Source organism: Pseudomonas sp. v388, assembly GCF_003935425.1.
Taxonomy (GTDB): domain Bacteria; phylum Pseudomonadota; class Gammaproteobacteria; order Pseudomonadales; family Pseudomonadaceae; genus Aquipseudomonas.
On the sequence record NZ_RHQN01000004.1, the window covers coordinates 375,111 to 395,111 of the forward strand.

Genomic DNA, 20,001 nt, shown 5'->3' on the forward strand with positions numbered 1-20,001 from the left:
CAGATTCTGCGACAGTCAGGCAGTGGCCGTTCGTCCGACGGCCCTCCCCTTCTCCGCCCAGCTGATTCACTTAGGCACATCGATCATTCCCAACAAGAGATCCTGTGCCATGAAATCCATGATCCGCTGTATCGGTCTGTCGTCCCTGCTCATTGCCTCGGCCGCATTCGCCCATCACGGCTGGAGCGAATACGACACCGGCAATGTCCTGAACCTCAACGGCACCATCGAGGAGTCCAGCTACGCCAACCCCCACGGCGAAATTCGACTCAGGACCAAGAACAAAACCTGGACCGTGGTATTGGCTCCGCCCTCGCGGATGGAAAACCGCGGGCTGACCAAGGACATGCTCGCCGTAGGCAACGACGCCGAAGTCACCGGCTACCCCAACCGCAACAAGCCTGAAGAGCTGCGCGCCGAGCGCATCATCATCGCCGGCAAGACGGTCGAGTTGCGCTGATGCTGGACTGGCTCGAAAGCTTGCCGTTGAGCCAGGCCATGCGCAGCGAGATCTGGCTCTACCCCATCGTCGAAGTGGTACACATCGTCGGCTTCGCGGTGCTGGTCGGCGCCATCACGTTGTTCGACCTGCGGGTGCTGGGCTGGTCCAGGATGCTTCCCGTCAGCGCCCTGGCGCGTCACCTGTTGCCATGGGCGCTGGCGGCGTTGCTGCTGATCGTCCCGGCGGGGCTGCTGATGTTCGCAACCCAGCCTCAGGACTTTGTCGGCAACCAGGTGTTCATCCTCAAGCTGGGCCTGATCGCCCTCGCCGCAGCCAACGCCGCGTGGTTCCACATCGGCGTCTACCGTTCGGTGGAGCGCTGGAACACGGAAACCACAGCGCCGGCACTCGCAAGATTCCAGGCGCTGATATCGATGCTGCTATGGGTGAGCGTCATTTTGTGCGGACGATTGTTGGCGTACACCTGACGGCCACTGCAGTCCGACCACGGACACCGACAGGCCGGCCTGCTGCGCAAAATCTTGCACAGTAAAAAGTCGGCAAACCCCGCCCAATGTCTGTCCACGCCTTGTGAAGCAAGACTCCCGAACCCACTGCGCAAAAACTTGCGCAGGGTGTGCAAGTTCTTGCGCACTTTTCCCATGATTTCACGGCCAAAACCCCCTAGTCGCTACGCGACAATTCAATAACTCATTGATTACAAAGGGAAATAATCTAATGGCATAGTTCTTGTTACAGCGCGTCCGTTCGATGATCCACCCGCTCGACAAGGAGAGCCGGCATGAACCAAAAGAACGGAAGTCCAGAACAACGACGCGCCACGCTTTTTGCCAAGACGCCGGCGACCGCCACCAGTCTTTGCCCTTTCAAAGGCGCCGAGGTCGCCATCGTTCCAGTGCGCTACGCACTGGATCGCTCTCGCTACGATGTCGATTGCCAGACCCTGAAACCGTTGCCGGCCTCAGGCGTCTGGGCTGACTTGCCAACGCTGCGCAGCCGCACCTATACCCTGCGTCAGCTCTACGACGGCTATCTCTACGTTTACGATGAAACCGCCGGCACCTTCCATGAATACGCCGTGAGCGCCTCCGATTCCACACTGGCGCGCATTGTCTGGACTGACGCGCAGGTGGGCAACGACCAGCGAAGCGGCGCCGCCGATCCCAAGCCGTTCCTGCTCTATCCGCGCATGAACCGGCTGCACCTTGGCTTCTCGCCTCGACAATGGACCTGGGGGTTGTGTGAGCACATGCGTTCCAATGCCGACAGCCGTGCCCGCTGGATGCAGCCGCTGGACCTCGCAGCCTATTGCACCACCATGGCAGAGCCCGGCACTTTGCCCCTCAGCCGGATCGCAGAAGCGGTGGCCGACGTCGATCGTGAGAACGTAAAGCAGGACGGCCGCTTCGATGATTCCTCGGTGCCGACCACCAACGGCAATGCCGAAGCAGCCTACAGCGCAGCGGGTTGTGCGCCAGCGGGAGCCGACGTGTATTGGCTGGGCAGCGTCCCCGACAAAGACAGCGCACTGCTCGTCGCGCTGGATGACCCGTTGGCCATGCTCACCGATCTGGGCCTGCAACTGGCGGCCGACCAGGCTGCCTTGCGCGCGTGGCAGGACGAACACGGGCATAAAGCCGGGACAGCCAAAACCGTCACCAACCTGTGCGCCAGCAGCGACAACCCGGACAATCTGCCGGCAGCGGTCAGCAACGATGTGGTGCTGACCCAGCGTTATCTGGGCGAAGTGGATGCCTGTCTTGAACGCCGGCTGACGGAAGAATCCGAACAGCTGGCAAGCTCCCTGCGCGGCGATGCGCTGATGACCCCGGTCTCGCTACAGAGCCGGGAAATGAAAGAAGCGCTGCAGGCCAGATACGGCACCATTCTCTCCGACCAGGACTACACCTTCTGGGAACAGCGGGCCAAATGGCGGCGCGAGATCGATCTTGAAGGGGCGCGTGCCTACATCGCCAGGCATCAGCCTGCAGGCGATCTTCTGACCCAAGCGGTTCGTGACAGCCAGGCCGATCTGATCCAGTGGGCGGACTACATCGGGGTGGACCCCGGCGTCGTGTTCATCGACACCGCCAACCCCGGCAGCCTGCTCTATCTGCAAAGCATCATGAGCGAGCTGTTGATAATTCTCGCTCAGGACGCGCATACCCACGAATGGCTACTGGAGCAGGAAGAGACGGCTACCAGCCTGTTCGGCACGATGCGCTACGGTTTTTCCGCCGGGCTCAAGGACGCGCTGCATCAGGACGCCGACCGGTTGCTCAATGGCCTCAATGACTACACCAACCTTGCTACACGTGCTGGTGAGTTGAATTCCGTGCTAAATCACCCCAGCGTTGCCGACTCGGCCTGGATGAAGCTGCTCAAGCAGGCGGTACGCGAGACTTTCAGCGCCCTGAGCGAACTCGCTGCCGGCGAAGGCAAGGGCATTGCCGAAACCATCCTCATGGCCTGGCTGCCGATGGACAGCCGACGCGTCAAAGGCGCACACCAGAACCTCACGGCCCTGATCCGCACGCTGATGATCGGCCGGGTGTTGTCCAACTCGCCGCAGCGCCTTGCCATCGATGCCGAGGTCGGCAACCGCCTGAAAACCTGGAAACGCGAAAACCGTGTGCTGGACCACAAGATTCGAGGTCTGCAGCGCAGCTGGCAATATCCAACCACCGGCGGGTACGACCGTCGGAGCCTGACCCGCCAGTTACAGCAACTCAATGAAACCCTGCAACTGCATTATCTGAAAATCCCGGCGCTGCTGGACTTCCAGGACAGGCAATACGCTCAACTGATAAGCAATGAGGTCCGAACCTTCCTTCAGTCAGGTCAGCCGTTCGAGCGCTGGCAAGCCACCGCCAATAACTGGATCGGACGCCAGAAGATGGACGGGGCCACAGGGATCACCTGGGGGGTGATCATGTTCAACTTAATCAACACCGCTTTCCTCTACGCAGACCTGACCCGCGACGGGGATTTCAGCGAGCGCGATATCATCAAGGTCGGCTATGGATTGGCCTACACTGTCAACCTGCTGATGGGCGTGTACGTCACTGCGCCTTGGGCGGTGATTCAAGCCGCACAACCGTTAGTGGCAGGGGGTAAGACCGTCACCATCCTGGAGCGCTCGTCTTCGTATTGGGCAGCGCGCGGAAATCCGGTGTGGGCCGATGCGGTTCGCGGGTTTCGAGCGGGAATGGTGGCAATGGGGGCATTTGGGGTGGCGGGGGCGGTGTTGGAATGGGTAGACCTATGGCAAGACATCAAAAACGCACAAACTCCGCAAGAGAAAGCTCTCCTCTGGGTCAAATCAGGTGCCGTCGCTCTGATGGGACTTGGGGCGTTAGCTTACCTGACCGCCGGCATCCTGCCGAAAGCCATCGCTGCAGCCGTAATGAGTGCCTGGATGCTCGGCGTCTTATCCGCGATAGGAGTTATTTATCTTTTCAGTACCATGCTGCTCAACCACTTAAAGCAAGACAGTGTGGGGCTGTGGCTACGCAGATGCTGTTGGTCAATTTCGAATGGAAGCCGTTACCCCGACACTCCGGAAGGGGCAGCCGAAGAACAGCGCCACTTTCTGAAAATAGCACTTAGCCCGACTGTCCTGGTAAAGCAGACGTTCCAATACGAAAATCTATTAGTCATTAACAGAGGCATCGTACGAATCCCGGCGCAAAACGGCGCATGGATACAAATTCTGTTGCCCCATAATCTGCGAGGTCGGTCGATTGAACTGAACATCATAAGCAGCGAACGCCCTTTGAGCATCATGACGGTTGAGAAGAGCAGCGCCAACCTGGATACATATTTCCTGAACTATGGCCAATTTCGAAGTACCGCCTCTTTTGGTTCCGTCACAAATGAACGGCCACCCCGTAATCCAAACGACTTATGTTTTCCACCCACACCGCCTGAAGAAGACATCGTCTGGCAAACGTGGGTCCCGCTTGAAAAACAGGCTGGTTTTGTCGAACTGCAAATCTGGTTCCCCAAGGACCTTGTTGTTCCCGACTCGGAGGACACCGGATACCTCTACCAAATCGAGTCGAGCCGAGACGCAGAGATCACTGTAGACGGGCTATTACCTGTTCAACTTGAGGTAAAGACTTTGCCTCGTACCGGTTCAATGAAATTAGAGGTGCCAGCATGACGCGTTCAACGAGCGATGGACCAAATCAGAAAAAACAGTGCGAGATAAACCATCTCTCGCACACCCACGTCGATTCAAAACCAAAAACAACAGCGTTGAAATGGTCCATTAGATCAATAGCAGGCTCTCCAAAAGATCTATTTCTATTTGCAGTCCTCATGACAATCCTAACATCATTAATGTTATCCACCATGTTCTACATGTCTTGGGAAACATTAAAAAACGATCATGAATACATGCTAACAACTATCATAATCGGCGCTGCAGGATGCAGCTTTTTTATCAAAGCAAGCCGGCAAAAAACAAATTACCGGTACACAATATACAACACAAACGCAAGACTGGTTTATGCACAACACTTTTCCAAACATGCGAAGACATTTTGTAAGATCTATGCCTTCATCTGCATATTCCTGCTGCTGTTAATGGGTCTGATGAGCGGCTCTCTGTTATTTCTGCTCGGCCCCGGCGGCATCGCTCTAATGGCCGCCATCCGACTTCTGAACTGGAAAGTCCCGATAAAACGCGAAACCAGCCTGCCCTGGCACGAATACAACTTCGTCACCGTCGACCGTAAACGACGATTCATCGTCACTCACGTAGACGACCCGACCTTGGGTTTTGAGGCACGCCTGCCTAATGATGAACTGTTCGAAGAGTATCTGGCGTTCTTGCACAGCGTATTGCCGGCCACGGCGCAATACACCGAGAAGAAGTGGAACGAGTCGCTCATTTGATGCGAGCCAGTACAGTGACTGGTTATGCCCCGAGCAAATGGCCGGGGCTAACCAACTGTTCAATCAGGATACAAATCCTGCTGCCCCATAATCTGCGGGGTCGGTCGATTGAACTGAACATCATAAGCAGCGAACGCCCTTTGAGCTTCATGACGGTTGAGAAGAGCAGCGCCAACCTGGATACATATTTCCTGGACTATGGCCAATTTCGGAATACCGCCTCTTTTGGTTCCGTCACAAATGAACGGCCACCTCATAACCCAAACGACTTATGTTTTCCATCCACACCGCCCGAAGAAGACATCGTCTGGCAAACCTGGGTCCCGCTTGAAAAACAGGCTGGCTTTGTCGAACTGCAAATCTGGTTCCCAAAGGACCTTGTTGTTCCCGACTCGGAGGACACCGGATACCTCTACCAAATCGAGTCGAGCCGAGACGCAGAGATCACTATAGACGGGCTATTACCTGTTCAACTGGAGGTAAAGGCTTTGCCTCGTACCGGTTCATTGAAATTAGAGGTGCCAGCATGACGCGTTCAACGAGCGATGGAACGACTCAGAAAACACAGTGCGAGATAAACAACCTATCGCACACCTACGTCGGTTCAAACCAAAGAACAACAGCATTGAAATGGTCCATTAAATCAATAGCAGGCTCTCCAAAAGACCTGCTTCTATTTGCAGTCCTCTTGGCAACCTTAACATCCTTAATGCTATCCACCGTAATCTACATGTCTTGGGACATATTCAAAAAAGATCATGAATCCCTGTTGTCAACCATAATAATCGGCGCTGCAGGATGCAGCCTTTTTATCAAAGCAAGCCGGCAAAAAACAAATTACCGGTACACGATATACAACACAAACGCAAGACTGGTTTATGCACAGTACTCTTCCAAACACGCGAAGACATTTTGTAAAATCTTCACTTACTTTGGCATATTCCTTTTACTACTCATGGGCTTGATGAGCGGCTCTCTGTTATTTCTGCTCGGCCCCGGCGGCATCGCTCTAATGGCGGGAATCCGACTTCTGAACTGGAAAGTCCCGATAAAACGCGAAACCAGCCTGCCCTGGCACGAATACAACTTCGTCACCGTCGACCGTAAACGACGATTCATCGTCGCTCACGTAGACGACCCGACCTTGGGTTTTGAGGCACGCCTGCCTAATGATGAACTGTTCGAAGAGTATCTGGCGTTCTTGCACAGCGTATTGCCGGCCACGGCGCAATACACCGAGAAGAAGTGGAACGAGTCGCTCATTTGATGCGAGCCAGTACAGTGACTGGTTATGCCCTGAGCAAATGGCCGGGGCTAACCAACTGTTCAATCAGCCACCGGCACCGTAAACCGAAACTCGCTGCCCTGCCCGACCTGGCTTTCAGCCGTCAGCACCCCGCCGTGCGCCTTGACGATGCCTTGGGAGATGTACAACCCCAGGCCGGTGCCGGTGGGGTTGCCTTCCTTGACGGTCCAGTAGCGGTCGAAGATGTGCGGCAGTTGCTCCGCTGGAATGCCTTCGCCGGAGTCGCGCACGGTGAACACGACTTCGTCGCCGTTGGGCATGGCCGCCACGTCGATGCTGCCCTGTTTGGGGGTGAACTTGATGGCGTTGCCGATCAGGTTCGACAGCACCTGAAATAGCCTCTCGGGATCGGCCAGCACCTTGAGGTCGGGTTCGGCACGAAAGGAGATGTCGATGGCCTTGTCCATGGCCAGTGGCGCCAGCAGCGAATACGCCTCTTCGAAGATCTGGCTGACGTCCAGCGACTGCGGGGTAATGGTGTAGCGCCCGGCTTCGATCTTGGACGTGTCGAGCAAGTCTTCCAGCAGCACGTTCATGCGGCTGGCGGCATGCTGCATGGTGTCGATGGCCGACGCGATGCGCCGCGAAGTGTGCGGGCCGTCGGAGCTGAACGACTTCTGCATCATGCCGCAGAGCATCGAGATCACCGTCATCGGGTTGCGCAGATCGTGGGAAACCACGGCCACCAGCTCATCACGGGCGCGGACCGCCTGCTGTTCGCGGCGTACCTGACGGGCCAGGTCGTCTTCGAGGGCCGAGCGACGCAGGTCGCTGGCCGCGAAGATATCGCCGTGGCTCCACCTGGCGGCGATGCCCGCCATCTCGACCTTCCAGATCTCGAACGAAGTACGCGGCCGTAGACGTAATCCGGCATCGGAGTCTTCCAGGTTCAGCGGCTTGTTCGGGTCGCCGCTCCACTGGATGGTTTCCTTGACCTCGGGGCGGAACCACAGCACGCCGTTATCCACAGGCTTGGGCAGGCTCAGGGCCAGAACGCCGCTGGCCACCTGCTGGAACGCCTCGGCCGGCGGGTACAGACTCGACAGCTGGTGGCTGGCGAACACCGGCTCGGCACGGGCCATCAACCAGCGATGCAGCTCGCGTACCTGAGCGATTTCAGGGCACCGGCCGAACCGATGCAGGGTCGGACCTTCGATGATCGCCACGCCCTGGGCGCCCACCAGATCCATCAACGTCTGCGGCTCGGCGACCAGTCCATCGAAAACGTCCTCATCGGCAGCAACCATCGACGCGTTCAGCTGCGCGAGGGTCTGCACCTTGGCGTCGCGCTGGCGGCTGACTTCCAAAGCTTCCATCGCGCTGATCTGCAACGACAGAACCTGGCCCAGCGCCTGGCAGGCGCTGCGCAATTCATGAGAAACGTAGAGCGGGGTGCGGTGTCCGCAACTGATCAGGCCCCAAAGCTTGTCACCCTGGAGCAATGACACGCTCATGGACGACCGCACGCCCATGTTTTTCATGTACTGGCAGTGAATCGGCGACACGCTGCGCAGGGTCGAAAAACTCAGGTCCAGCGGCTGACCAGTGTCCGGCCGCAGCTGTGGCACCAACGGCACCGGCGTGTACTCGGCATCGGGAATGATCCGCAGCCAATTGCGGCGATACAGCTCGCGAGCCTGCTCGGGAATGTCGGACGCCGGGAAGAACAGGCCGTTGAACAGTTCCATGGCGGGCGCGGAGGCTTCGGCGATCACCTGACCATGGCCTTCTTCGGCGAAGCGATAGATCAGCACCCGGTCGTAGCCGGTCAGCTTCTGGATCTCACGAACGCTGATCTGGTACAGCGATTCCAGATCCTTGGCCGCCTGCAACTGGCGCAGCATGCGCCCCATATGACGGGTGCCCTCGCGATCACGGCCCTGGGCGTGCTGCTCCTGGACTTCCAGTTCCAGCACCAGCACGCTCTGGTGACGATGCAGCAGGACCTCGAACGCCACGCCATCGAAGTCGATCAGCAGCTGCTCTGCCTCGTTCAACGCCGACTCGGTGTCCAGTTTGCGGATCGACTCGACCCGTTCGCTTCCCAGCACCTGCTGCAAGGGCTGGCCGATTACCCGTTCTGCCGCGACCCCAAGCCATGTCCGGACATTGGCGCTGACCTGCTGCACCGTCCAGTCGGGCTCAGACAGCGTGAACAACAGGCCATGGGGCTGGATCGCACCGGGAAACTGAATGGGCTCATCGGCGCAATTGGCGAGCAGGGTTTCGAACGCGTCTTTATCGAGTTGGCTCATACCAGCACCTTCCGACTGTCGAGCCAGCGCTCGAAGCTTGCAAATGTGGAGTGGGCTGCGTGGGCAGCGGCCTCGATGAGTTCGGCCTCCCGCGGCACGCCGTCCAGATGATTGAGAAAGGCTTTCCAGCGCCGACCGGTTGCATCGCCGTAGACGTCGAGAAAAGCCGCGCCGCTGCGCTCGTCCAGGCCCATGCGCGCATGCACTTCACGGCGCAGCAACTGGCCACCGAGCGTAGCGCCCTCCAGCACATACATCACACCGAGGCAGGCGCCGGGCGAGTCGACGACGGGGAGACTCCGGCATCGCGGCAGTTGGGCGATATCCACGTCGCTCATGCCCAACGCGTACAAATCCTGCACCAGTGCAGGAAGCTTGACCCGCTCTTGAGGCAGCAGCTCGTCCGGCATCAACGCGCTGGCAGTCAGCAGCGCTTCCAGCGGCTGATAAAAACCGTAGTAGGCCTGAAGCAGTCGAAGGTAGAGCGCAGGGTTCAGGCTCGGCGTGAAAAACGGCATGCGTTTTTCCATGCCGATATGCAATTCCCTTGTCGCCAAGCGCAGGGCCGGCAGCAGAGGTGCCGAGGTAGCAGGAGCAGGTGTTGCCAACATGCAGTAGAGTTCTCGAGAAAAGTCTGCGAAAAACGCGTCCCAGCGAACTTCGGCAAAACCGAAAGATTGATGGAAAGCGCTTTATCGAAAGACTGTTCCAAAGCGTCCGATCATACAGAAAGTTGCTCGACTGAAAACCTGTCGACGCAAAACTTTAACTCTTGTGTCGGCTAATTCCGCCTCTTCCCCGAGAACGTCGGCCAAAAACAGGCTGGCGCGCCAACCCCTGCCATCCATTCGGATTGCGCTGATCAGTCAGCCGCAGCACCGGGTTGATAACCACCGATCTGACCGTAAACGCCCGCGGCCCGCTTTCGCCGCAACAGGGCTATCACCAGGATCACGCCGGTCACGCCCGCCGTCATCAGCGTTTCGTACCGATAGTTGGGGCTGATCAGCATGTAGCCCAGCACGAGGCTGATCAGGGCGATGACGAACCATGTCAGCCAGGGAAACAGCCACATCTTGAAGGTCAGGACATGGCCATTTTTCTCCAGCATCGCTCGCATACGCAGTTGCGAGACGGCGATCACCAGATAGACCAGCAACGCGATGGCGCCGGTAGTGGACAGCAGGAAACCGAAAACCTTGCCGGGGAATGCGTAGTTGACGAAACAGCCGACGAAACCGGCCAGGGTCGAAAGCAGCACCGCGACGGTTGGCACGCCGCTGCCGGAAATACGCTTGATCGCCGTTGGCGCTTCGCCCCGCGCGCCCAGGGAATAGAGCATGCGCGACGCGGTATACAGGCCCGAATTCATGCAACTGGTCACCGCGACGAACACCACCACGTCGACCATCAGCTTGGCGCCCGGCACGTTGAGGATTTCCAGCGCTCGTTGAAAGGAACCTACCTGCAACAGCCGGGGATCGTCCCATGCCACCAGCGAGACGATGCAGAAAATCGAGAAGACGTAGAAGATCGCGATGCGATACACCACCAGATTGGTGGCCTTGCGGATTTTCTCCTTGGGGTTCGCAGTTTCGTCAGCCGCGATGGTGACGATTTCCGCGCCGAAGAACGAGAAGATGGTGATCAACACACCGCCAAGCACAGCGCCGAAGCCGTTGGGCATGAAGCCGCCGCTTTGCCACAACTGCTGCACCCCGGAGGTTTCAGCCAGTGGCCAGAACCCCAGCAATGCCGAGCCGCAGACCAGAATGAAGGCCACAATGGCAATCACCTTGACCAGCGCGAACCAATACTCGAACTCCCCGAAATTCTTGACGCTGACCAGATTGGTCCCGGCCAGGATGATCATGATCAGAAAGGCGAACAGCCAGGAAGGCACGCCGGGCATCCAGGCGTGCAGGATATCGGCTCCGGCAATGGCTTCGACCGGGATGATCAGCACCCAGAACCACCAGTACAGCCAGCCGATGGTGAAACCGGCCCACGGGCCGATGGCCTGACCGGCGTAGGTCGAGAACGAGCCGCTGTTGGGATTGGCGATGGCCATCTCCCCCAGCATGCGCATGACCAGCAGCACCAGAAGCCCGGCGATGCCGTAGGAAATCAGAATGGCCGGACCCGCCGTGGCAATGGCATTGGACGAGCCGATGAACAACCCCGCGCCAATGATGCCGGCAATGGAAATCATCGAGACCTGGCGCGAGGTCAGGCCGTGCTTCAGGGACCGTTGCCCGTTGTTTTTTTGAGAGACCATGTTCACACCTCAACGTGGAAATAAGCGTTGTTATAGGCGCGGCTGTATCACCGCTTATGGGCTTACCCGTGGATGGAGTTCGCAAGATAGCGGCGTGTAAAGCGTGAAGAACGGCGGCCACGGCAAAGCCGGGCAAGTGAATAACTGGCCATTTGGAGTTCCTTGTATTGATTTCGGACGGCAGCTGAAACGAACAGGAGATTTATTGTTTTATGGCTTTTCTTTATTAGTTTTGGGATAAGCGCTGCGGCTCAAAGCACCACGCGCAAACACTGTCCGGCGTGATACAGGGTGAAGCCGGCGTCATAGGCCAGGGTGCGCAACCCGCTCCCGGTCACTTTGCGGCTGCTGGTGAAGTTTACCGGCAAGGCCCTGGCATCGTTGGTCAACAGATAGTCGGCGAAGCATTTGCCTACCAGCGTTCCGGTGGTCACTCCGCGACCGTTGAACCCGGTAGCCGCCAGCAGACCAGGCGCCGGTTCGAACAGGCGCAACAGATGGTCCGGCGTGAAACCGATACGGCCGGTCCAGGTGCATTCCCATTCCACCTTGCCCAATTGCGGGAAGTAGTGCTGCTGGATACGGTCGGCCCATCGGCGAATGAACCACAGCGGGTAGTGACCGGCGTTGCCCAGGCTGCCAAGCAATAACCGTCCATGGGCGTCGCGACGAATGCTGCTCAACACCGTGCGGGTGTCCCACGAACCCTGACCACCGGGCAGGATCGCCTGCTGAGCGGCGCCGGTCAGTGGCGTGGAGGCCACTTGGTAATAGTAACCGGCGAAAATGTGGTCCTTGACGTCGGTCCAGTCTCCTTCGGTGTAGGCATTGGACGCGATGACCACCTTTTCGGCGCGCACGCTGCCGCTGTCGGTGGAGACCTTCCAGCCATCCTCGGTGCGTTGCAGCCCGGTGACCGGCGAGTGGCCGTACAGCTCGCCGCCACGCGCCACTACGTTGAACGCCATGCCCGAGACATAAGCCATCGGGTTCAGCGTTCCGGCGCGATGGTCGAGCAACGCGGCCTCGACCTTGTCGGTGCCGCACGCCTCTTCACAGGCCTTGCCGGTCAGTAGTTCAAGATTGGCGCCGCGACGTTGCCACTGTTCGGCGCGGCTGCGCAGGTCCGCCACGCCTTTGGCGTTGTGGGCCATGTGCAGATTGCCGGTGCGGGTGTGCTGGCAGTCGATGCCGTACTTTTCGATGGTGTCGAACACCAGCGCGGGCGCGCCGCCCAGTGCGGTATTCAGGCGAGTTGCCTCGGCGCTGCCCAGCACCGCTTCCAGATCGTCCGGTGCCACCCAGGTGCCGGCGTTGACCAGCCCGACATTGCGCCCCGAACCGCCGTGCCCCACCTGGTGCGCTTCGACCACACATACGGTTTTGCCGCCTTCAAGCAGACGCAGGGCAGCCGAGAGCCCGGTAAAACCACCGCCGACGATGCACACGTCCGCCGTACGTTCACCCGAAAGCCTTGGGCTGTCCGGGCGTTGCGGTGTCAGCTGTTCCCAGAGACAACCTTGAGCCAATTGCGCCATTCAAGAAACTCCAGACCCGATGCCTGTCAGTGAGGTGTGTGTCGCGGACCCGGCGCGCAGGCCGGATCGCAAAAAGGCGCTCAGTCGAACACGATGCCCTGCGCCAGCGGCAGCTCGCGGGAATAGTTGACGGTGTTGGTCTGGCGGCGCATGTAGGCTTTCCAGGCATCGGAGCCGGATTCACGACCGCCGCCGGTTTCCTTCTCGCCGCCGAACGCGCCGCCGATTTCCGCGCCGCTGGTGCCGATGTTGACGTTGGCGATGCCGCAGTCGCTGCCGGCCGCGCTCTGGAAGGCTTCAGCTTCGCGCAGGTCGGTGGTGAAGATGCACGACGAGAGACCTTGCGGCACCTCGTTATTCAAGCACAGCGCTTCTTCGAACTCGTCATAAGCCAGCACATAGAGAATCGGCGCAAAGGTTTCGTGACGCACCACGTCGCTCTGGCTCGGCATCTCGATGATGGCCGGGGTGACGTAGTAACCGTCGGGGTATTGATCCTGCAACTGACGCTCGCCGCCGAACACCTGGCCGCCTTCGTCACGCGCACGGGTCAGCGCATCCTGCATCGCCGCAAACGCCTGCTGGTCGATCAGCGGGCCGATCAGATTACCTTCGCGCGGGTCGCCGACCCGCACTTTGCCGTAGGCAGCCTTCACCCGCGCCACGACTTCGTCCTTGACCGAACGATGCACGATCAAACGACGCAAGGTAGTGCAACGCTGGCCGGCAGTACCGACGGCGCTGAACAGAATGCCGCGCACCGCCAGGTCCAGATCGGCACTCGGTGCCAGGATCATCGCGTTGTTGCCGCCCAGTTCCAGGATGCTGCGCCCGAAACGCCCGGCGACCCGCGGCCCGACTTCGCGGCCCATGCGGGTGCTGCCAGTGGCGCTGACCAGGGCAACACGCGGGTCATCGACCAATGCTTCACCAGCCTGGCGATCACCAATGATCAATTGCGCGAGACCTTCAGGTGCGTCGCCGAAAATCTTCAGCGCCTTGTCGAACAGCGCCTGGCTGGCCAGTGCGGTGAGCGGGGTCTTTTCCGACGGTTTCCAGATCACCGGATTGCCGCAGACCAGCGCCAGCGTGGTATTCCAGGCCCAGACGGCCACCGGGAAGTTGAAGGCGCTGATCACGCCGACCACGCCCAGTGGATGCCAGGTTTCCCGCATATGGTGACCGGGACGCTCCGAGGCGATGGTCAGGCCGTACAGCTGACGGGACAGACCGACCGCGAAATCGCAGATGTCGATCATTTCCTGAACTTCGCCCAGGCCTTCCTGAGTGATCTTGCCGGCCTCGATGGACACCAGCTCGCCAAGCGCCGCCTTATGTTCGCGCAGCACCTCGCCAAAAATTCGCACCAGCTCGCCACGACGCGGAGCCGGTACGCTACGCCATTTCAGAAAGGCGGCGTGGGCGCGATCGATGCTGGCGGTCACCTGCGCCTTGTCCTGCAGCGTGACGGAAGCGATCCGGCTGCCATCGATGGGGGTGTGGACCGGATAAGTCCCTTCAGCGTAAGCGCTTTTCGCCACGCCCAGGCTTGCGAGCAACTCGGCAACCATGTTGATTCTCCTGCGTATTCCACTGGTTGAAATCATTGATGTGGGTCAGTATTGATCCGCCGCAGCCCTTGTCACAAACGACCATTTAGAAAAACATGATTCCGATATGGAATGAACTTATGCGTCTTGCACCCGGTAAAGCCTCATGTCCAAGCGTTTGATGCCCTCGACGACCGCGCTGCAGTGTTTCGAGGCAGCGGCCCGCCACTTGAGCTTCACCCGCGCGGCCCAGGAACTGCACCTGACCCAGAGCGCGGTGAGCAAGCAGGTCGCGCAGCTTGAAGAGATGCTTTGCCATCCACTGTTCCAGCGCGTTCGCCGTCGCCTGCACCTGACGCCCGCCGGTGAGCTGTATATGGCCGAGGTCAACAAGATCCTGATCCAGGTCGACATGTCGAGCCGCTACATTCTCACTTACGGCGGCGAAACAGAAGTGCTGAAGATCGCCACCCAGCCGACCTTCGGCGACCGCTGGCTGGTGCCCAATCTCAAGGGCTTCGGCGGCCGCAATCCAGGCATTCACCTGGACATTCGCAGCGAGCTGGAACCCTTCGATCTGGTGCGGGCCAAGGCGGATATTGCGTTCTTCTTCGGCCAAGGCACCTGGCCCGGCGCGACCTGCATCGAACTGTTCAAAGAGGAAGTGATTCCGGTCTGCGCGCCGGATCTGCTGCGCGGCCCGGCAGCCAGCGCCGAAGCCCTGACCGGCCACACGCTGCTGCAATGCACTTCGCGCCCGGAAGCGTGGCACGAGTGGTTTCTCGAACAGAATCTGCATTCCCAGAACAGCTATCACGGCCCGCGCTTCGACACTTTCTATATGTGCATTCGGGCAGCGCAAGCCGGTTGCGGGATTGCGCTGGTGCCGCGTTATCTGGTCAGCGACGAACTGGCCGAAGGCAAGCTGGTCATCGCCTGGGATCACCCGATGCAGAGTGAAGGCTCGCACTTTCTCGCCCACGCCGAACACGCCGCCCAGGTGCCCAAGGTTCGCGCGTTCGTGGACTGGATCATCCAGCGGGTTGCCGCTCGCCCATAAGCTGACATCCCGAATTATTGGAATGACTCGGCGATTTTATTTCGTTTGCGGGGGCACGGCGTTGTTCGCTTAGATAGCGGCAACGCCAGCCAGCAGGATTACGTCATGCCTTCGCCCATGTCCGCGCCCGACTCGTCTCGGAACTCATCCCTCAGCGAGTCCATCTCGTTCGTTCACCCGATCACGCTGTCCCATGGCCGGAACGCTGAAGTCTGGGACACCGCCGGCAAGCGCTACATCGATTTCGTCGGCGGCATCGGCGTGCTGAATCTGGGGCATTGCAACCCGCAGGTGGTCGAGGCCATACGCGAGCAGGCCGGCAAGCTGACCCACTACTGCTTCAACGCCACACCCCATGCGCCTTACCGGGCATTCATCGAGCAACTGACCCGCTTCATTCCGGTCAATTACCCGGTGAGCGGCATGCTGACCAACAGCGGTGCGGAAGCGGCGGAAAACGCGTTGAAGATCGTTCGCGGCGCCACCGGCAAAACGGCGGTCATCGCCTTCGATGGCGGGTTTCATGGTCGCACCCTGGCGACGCTGAATCTCAACGGCAAAGTCGCGCCTTATAAACAGAAGGTCGGCGTGCTGCCGGGGCCGGTCTATCACATTCCCTTTCCCAGCGCGGATAACGGCGTTACCAGCGAGCAAGCGCTGCAGGCGCTGGAGCGGCTGTTCAGTGTCGAGATCGACGTCAACGATGTAGCCTGTTTCATCTTCGAACCGGTTCAGGGCGAAGGCGGTTTTCTGGCCTTGGAGCCGGATTTCGCCAAGGTCTTGCGGGCCTTTTGCGACAATCACGGCATCGTGCTGATTGCTGACGAAATCCAGTCCGGTTTCGGCCGCAGCGGCCAGCGCTTCGCGTTCAGCCGATTGGGCATCGAGCCGGACCTGATTCTGCTGGGCAAAAGCATTGCCGGCGGCGTGCCGCTGGGCGCGGTGGTCGGTCGTAAAGCGCTGCTGGACACCTTGCCCAAAGGCGGCCTGGGCGGCACCTATTCCGGCAACCCCATCGCCTGCGCCGCCGGCCTGGCTTCGCTGGCGCAGATGAGCGACGAGAACCTGTCGTCCTGGGGCGAGTTGCAGGAAAACGCCATCGTTTCGCGCTACAACCAATGGCAGGCGCAAAACCTTTCTCCATGGCTGGGCCGGCTGACCGGCGTGGGCTGCATGCGCGGCATCGAACTGGCCGACCCCCAAGGCAAGCCTGCACCGCAGCAACTGGCGCAACTGCTGTCGTCCGCACGGGACGCCGGGCTGTTATTGATGCCCAGCGGCAAGTCGCGGCACATCATTCGCCTGCTGATTCCGTTGACCATCGAGCCTGATGTGCTGAATGAAGGCCTGGATATCTTCGAGCATTGCCTGAAGGCGCTGGGCTGACTGAACATCCCTGGAATTTGTGCGGAGAAACGATCCAGATGAACACAGCAAGATTCGCCAATCGTGATGAGATCCGAGCCGGGTTTTCCCGCGCCATGTCGCAGATGTACAAACAAGAAGTGCCGCTGTACGGCAAGCTGATGGAGCTGGTGGCCGAGGTCAACGACGAGGTCATGAGCCACGACGGCCAGGTGCGGGACAGCCTGACCCGCACTGGTGAAATCCAGCGTCTGGACATGGAGCGCCATGGCGCGATCCGGGTCGGCACCGCGCAAGAGCTGTCCACCCTCGCCCGTCTGTTCGCGGTGATGGGCATGCAACCGGTAGGCTATTACGACCTGACGCCGGCCGGCGTGCCGGTGCATTCCACGGCATTTCGCGCGGTCCATGAACAGGCGCTGCAAGTCAGCCCGTTTCGTGTCTTCACCTCACTCCTGCGCCTGGAACTGATCGAAAGCGCCGGCCTGCGCGAGTTCGCCGAATCGGTACTGAGCAAACGCGCGATTTTCACGCCACGGGCCATCGAGCTGATCGAGAAGCATGAAGCGGATGGTGGTCTGAACGAATCCGACGCCGCGGACTTCATTCAACAGGCGTTGGAGACGTTCCGCTGGCACAGCACCGCCACCGTGTCGCTGGACGAGTACAAGCAGCTCAACGCTCAGCACCGACTGGTCGCCGACGTGGTGGCGTTCAGAGGGCCGCACATCAACCACCTGACCCCGCGCACCCTGGACATCGACCGGGTTCAGGCGCAGATGCCCGGCAAAGGCATTACGCCCAAGGCCGTGGTCGAAGGCCCGCCGCGGCGTCATTGCCCGATCCTGCTGCGCCAGACCAGTTTCAAGGCGCTGGAGGAAGCGATCACGTTTGTCGGCCAATCCGGCAATGAGTCAGGCAGCCACTCCGCACGCTTCGGCGAGATCGAACAACGCGGCGCGGCGCTGACGCCCAAGGGCCGCGAGCTGTACGACCAGTTGCTCAACAGTGCTCGGGATGCGCTGGGCGAGTTTCCCAACGAAGGCAACGCCGTGCGCTACGCAGGGTTGCTGGAGCAGAGCTTCAAGGCGTTCCCCGACAGCTACGCAGACATGCGCACTGAAGGTCTGGCGTATTTCCGTTACTTCCCCACCGAACGAGGCTTAGCGGCACGCGGGCATCTGCCTGCAGATCTGGAGCAGTTGATAGAAGCCGGGCATGTGCGATTCGAGCCATTGGTGTACGAAGACTTCCTGCCGGTCAGCGCGGCGGGCATCTTTCAGTCCAACCTGGGAGACGACGCCCAATCCCATTACGCGACCGACTCCAATCAGGAAGACTTTCAGCGAGCGCTGGGCCGTACGACCATTAATGAACTGAAGCTCTACGCCGACACCCAACAGCGCTCGGTCGCGCAATGCGCCGAGGTGTTGAGGCTGGAAGCGTTGGAACTGTAGCCACATTTCTTGTAAGAGGGAGCTTGCTCGCGACGACGAAATTACAGGCACGAATCTGTTGTGGATGTGCTGACGCCGTCGCGAGCAAGCTCCCTCCCACAGGACTTGCGTCAAACCCGTGGGAGCGCCGCTCGGTCCGCTCCCACGACAACATTTCTGTGTTCTGAAAAACGCAACGATAAACAAAATTCGCAATATTGGTGTGCGACCTGCCGATATGCATACTGCGATCGAAGGTGAATTCCGGATCGGTCGTTTTTCCACGGGCTCAGCCCGTAGAATAAGGCCTGCGATGGTCGCCCAAAGGGTTCGAAGCAGCCCTGGCGAAGCATTCCCCTCACTATAAAAACAGCCACGCTTAAAACTTCCGTACTGCCCTGAGTGCTTAACCGCGCTCACCTGAAAAACACAACAACGAACGAACGGCCGCAAGGTCATTCAGCAGGCAAGGGGATCAACATGCACTACTCACCCGCTACCGTCGCAGGCGATACACGGGCGGTCTCTTCGACCGTGAAACTGTATATCTGGGCGGCGGTCATTCTGATCCTCGCCGAAACGATCGGCGCCATCAGCATTCCGCTCGGCCCCGGCAAAGTCGTGCTGTTGCCCATGGTCTGGGCACTGCTGCTGGGCGCGATGATCGGCATCGCCAGCAAACGCCTGCCCGGCGCCATCGGCATCGACCATCGTACGCAACTGCGTTCGGCGTCCATTCTGCAACCGGCGCTGCTGGTGTTCATCGCCAAACTCGGCCTGGTGGTCGGCGGTTCGCTGCCGGTGGTGTTCGCCTCCGGCTGGGCCTTGATGTTCCAGGAGTTCGGTCACTTCGTCGGCACCGTGATCCTCGGTCTGCCGGTTGCGCTGATGCTGGGCATCAAGCGCGAAGCCATCGGCGCCACGTTTTCGGTCGGTCGCGAGCCAAGCCTGGCGATCATCGGCGAACGCTACGGCATGGATTCCCCTGAAGGTCGCGGCGTCTTGGCGGAGTACCTGACCGGCACACTGTTCGGCGCGCTGTTCATCGCCATCGTTGCCGGTTTCATCACCAGCCTGGGTATCTTTCATCCCAACTCGCTGGCGATGGGCTCGGGGATTGGTTCAGGCAGCATGATGGCTGCCGCCGCGGGTGCCATCGCCGCGCAGCAGACGCCAGAAGTCGCCAAGGAAGTCATGACCCTGGCCGCTGCGTCGAACCTGATCACCACCACCATCGGCACCTACTTCACCTTGTTTATCTCGCTGCCATTGGCGGTCTGGGGTTACCGGGTACTGGAACCGCTGATTGGCCGCACCACCAAGGCCTCCATCGGCACCGAAGAAATCAGCCACAAGGATGTCTCACTTGATGTGCCCGAGCTGGGCTGGGCCGGGAAAGTCAGTGCCTGGATTGCAGCGGGTGCGCTGGCGCTGATCGCCAATTATGTGGGCTACAAGACGTTATCCGCCGATGCCTTCACCGGCATGGCGATCATGATCTTCTGCGCATTCGCCGGTGAAGCCCTGTGCACCCTGCTGCGTCGCAAGATCCCGGCGGTGTGCATGGTGTCGCTGGTGGCGATGTTCCTCACCTCGCCCGCCTGCCCATGGGCCGCGGAAATCACCCGACTGTCCAATTCGATCAACATGCTGGCGGTGATCACGCCGATGCTGGCCTTCGCCGGTCTGTCGGTGGCCAAAGACCTCCCGGCCTTCCGCCGACTGGGCTGGCGCATCGTGCTGGTGTCGTTCCTGGCCAACCTGGGTACGTTCATTGGCGCGGTGCTGATTGCCGAGGCGTTTCACTGAGTTCGGCGAGCTCTGACTGTGGGAGGCAGCTTGCCGGCG

14 protein-coding genes and 2 pseudogenes are annotated in these 20,001 nt (G+C 59.7%); 10 read left to right on the forward strand and 6 right to left on the reverse strand.

Features of this window, described 5'->3' with window-relative positions; genetic code table 11:
- Positions 1-109: 109 nt before the first annotated feature.
- The 6 genes from EGJ27_RS12340 (at position 110) to EGJ27_RS12365 (ending at position 6,632) form a co-directional block, all read left to right on the forward strand.
- Complete coding sequence (locus EGJ27_RS12340) at positions 110-460, forward strand: DUF6152 family protein (protein ID WP_125831021.1); 351 nt, start codon at positions 110-112, stop codon at positions 458-460.
- Positions 460-930 carry a DUF6644 family protein gene (locus tag EGJ27_RS12345; protein ID WP_125831022.1) on the forward strand — a complete coding sequence of 157 codons (471 nt, stop codon included), beginning with the start codon at positions 460-462 and terminating at the stop codon, positions 928-930. The genes EGJ27_RS12340 and EGJ27_RS12345 overlap by 1 nt, the downstream gene beginning before the upstream one ends.
- A 314-nt stretch (positions 931-1,244) precedes the next feature.
- Complete coding sequence (locus EGJ27_RS12350) at positions 1,245-4,628, forward strand: T6SS effector BTH_I2691 family protein (protein ID WP_125831023.1); 3,384 nt, start codon at positions 1,245-1,247, stop codon at positions 4,626-4,628.
- On the forward strand, positions 4,625-5,365 hold the full coding sequence (locus tag EGJ27_RS12355) for a permease (RefSeq protein WP_125831024.1): 741 nt from the start codon (positions 4,625-4,627) through the stop codon (positions 5,363-5,365). Before EGJ27_RS12350 ends, EGJ27_RS12355 begins: the two co-directional genes overlap by 4 nt.
- Positions 5,365-5,895, forward strand: coding sequence for a hypothetical protein (locus EGJ27_RS12360; protein ID WP_125831025.1), 531 nt, complete (start codon positions 5,365-5,367; stop codon positions 5,893-5,895). Before EGJ27_RS12355 ends, EGJ27_RS12360 begins: the two co-directional genes overlap by 1 nt.
- The gene (locus tag EGJ27_RS12365; RefSeq protein ID WP_125831026.1) at positions 5,892-6,632 is read left to right on the forward strand and encodes a permease; all 741 of its coding nucleotides are present in this window, start codon (positions 5,892-5,894) and stop codon (positions 6,630-6,632) included. Before EGJ27_RS12360 ends, EGJ27_RS12365 begins: the two co-directional genes overlap by 4 nt.
- A 59-nt stretch (positions 6,633-6,691) precedes the next feature.
- On the opposite strand, the pseudogene EGJ27_RS12370 reads toward EGJ27_RS12365, so the two are convergent.
- From EGJ27_RS12370 to EGJ27_RS12390, 6 genes and pseudogenes are all read right to left on the reverse strand, one after another.
- Positions 6,692-8,635: pseudogene (locus EGJ27_RS12370) on the reverse strand (ATP-binding protein); the annotation flags it as partial.
- Positions 8,630-8,926: pseudogene (locus EGJ27_RS25330) on the reverse strand (histidine kinase); the annotation flags it as partial. The pseudogenes EGJ27_RS25330 and EGJ27_RS12370, both read right to left, overlap by 6 nt.
- The gene (locus EGJ27_RS12375) at positions 8,923-9,537 is read right to left on the reverse strand and encodes a biliverdin-producing heme oxygenase (RefSeq protein WP_125831028.1); all 615 of its coding nucleotides are present in this window, start codon (positions 9,535-9,537) and stop codon (positions 8,923-8,925) included. The pseudogene EGJ27_RS25330 and the gene EGJ27_RS12375, both read right to left, overlap by 4 nt.
- Positions 9,538-9,788: 251 nt before the next feature.
- Positions 9,789-11,204: an amino acid permease gene (locus EGJ27_RS12380; protein ID WP_125831029.1), complete on the reverse strand. Its 1,416-nt coding sequence runs from the start codon at positions 11,202-11,204 to the stop codon at positions 9,789-9,791.
- Between the two features lie 251 nt (positions 11,205-11,455).
- A complete protein-coding gene (locus tag EGJ27_RS12385; protein ID WP_125831030.1) occupies positions 11,456-12,742 on the reverse strand; it encodes an FAD-binding oxidoreductase in 1,287 nt (428 codons plus the stop codon).
- 80 nt (positions 12,743-12,822) lie between these two features.
- Complete coding sequence (locus EGJ27_RS12390; RefSeq protein ID WP_125831031.1) at positions 12,823-14,313, reverse strand: aldehyde dehydrogenase family protein; 1,491 nt, start codon at positions 14,311-14,313, stop codon at positions 12,823-12,825.
- Between the two features lie 145 nt (positions 14,314-14,458).
- Here EGJ27_RS12390 and EGJ27_RS12395 point away from each other — a divergent pair, with 145 nt between their 5' ends.
- The 4 genes from EGJ27_RS12395 (at position 14,459) to EGJ27_RS12415 (ending at position 19,962) form a co-directional block, all read left to right on the forward strand.
- On the forward strand, positions 14,459-15,352 hold the full coding sequence (locus EGJ27_RS12395; protein WP_125831032.1) for a LysR substrate-binding domain-containing protein: 894 nt from the start codon (positions 14,459-14,461) through the stop codon (positions 15,350-15,352).
- A 105-nt stretch (positions 15,353-15,457) separates the two neighbouring features.
- Complete coding sequence (locus tag EGJ27_RS12400) at positions 15,458-16,738, forward strand: aspartate aminotransferase family protein (protein ID WP_256672789.1); 1,281 nt, start codon at positions 15,458-15,460, stop codon at positions 16,736-16,738.
- A gap of 38 nt (positions 16,739-16,776) precedes the next feature.
- Positions 16,777-18,174 carry a VOC family protein gene (locus EGJ27_RS12405; RefSeq protein WP_125831033.1) on the forward strand — a complete coding sequence of 466 codons (1,398 nt, stop codon included), beginning with the start codon at positions 16,777-16,779 and terminating at the stop codon, positions 18,172-18,174.
- A 459-nt stretch (positions 18,175-18,633) separates the two neighbouring features.
- Positions 18,634-19,962 carry a DUF3100 domain-containing protein gene (locus EGJ27_RS12415; protein ID WP_125831035.1) on the forward strand — a complete coding sequence of 443 codons (1,329 nt, stop codon included), beginning with the start codon at positions 18,634-18,636 and terminating at the stop codon, positions 19,960-19,962.
- Positions 19,963-20,001: the final 39 nt, after the last annotated feature.